The organism is Candidatus Chloroploca asiatica (genome assembly GCF_002532075.1).
Lineage (GTDB): Bacteria > Chloroflexota > Chloroflexia > Chloroflexales > Chloroflexaceae > Chloroploca > Chloroploca asiatica.
The window spans coordinates 1-846 of the sequence record NZ_LYXE01000071.1; the positions used below are offsets into that span (position 1 = coordinate 1).

Annotated in this window: 1 protein-coding gene; it reads left to right on the plus strand. The window is 63.4% G+C overall.

The features are described 5' to 3' along the window. Positions 1-99: 99 nt before the first annotated feature. Positions 100-846: ISAs1 family transposase (locus tag A9Q02_RS08130; protein ID WP_141508777.1), on the plus strand; the 747-nt coding region annotated here is incomplete at its 3' end.

The window sequence follows — 846 nt, forward strand, 5'->3', positions numbered from 1 at the left end:
TAGGGCTACGTCAAAGTGGTAGCCCATCGTGTATCCTTCTGAAGGAATGATCGAACGCTTCAGGAGGACACGATGGACCGAACGCAGTAGAGCACGCTGGTGGACGCCCTGGCCGTGGTTCCCGATCCCCGAAAAGCCCGTGGCAAACGCTACCCTTGGACCCTGCTGCTCACCCTGATTGCCGCCGGCCTCGCCAGTGGACAACAGACCGCACGGGCGATCGCCCACTGGCTGAGCCTGCACACCGACGAACTCATCGCCGCACTCCCACCGCTCGTCCGCATGCCGAGTGAGTCCACGCTCTTGCGCACCCTTCGGTTGGTGGATGTCACCGTCTTGGAAACGGCCCTCGCAGGCCTGACCGCACCGCAGACCCCCGCACATGGCGCACCAAGCGAGGTCGTGACACCACTCGGCACGCGGTTGCAGGCGTTTGCCGTCGATGGCAAGACCCTGCGTGGAGCCACCGCCTGTGGGGCCCCGACGCATCTGGTCAGCCTCGTGCAACATGGCAGTGGCACGACCGTCGCGCAGGTTGCCGTCGGCGAAAAGCGCAATGAATTGAGTGCCATCCCCGCGCTCTTCGCCGACCGTGACCTGACGGATACCATCATCACCAGTGATGCCCTGCATACCCAACGGAGTTTTGCCCGCGCCATCCACGAAGCGGGTGGGTACGACCTGATGATTGCCAAAGGCAATCAGCCACACCTGCGCGACGATCTCGCGCTGTTTTTCGAGCGACCCGCGATTGCGGCTGACCACGAACACCGGGATCAGGTTGAGACCGTGAGCAAAGGTCACGGGCGCTTGGACGTGCGGCGGTTGGAATGCATCACCACGGAC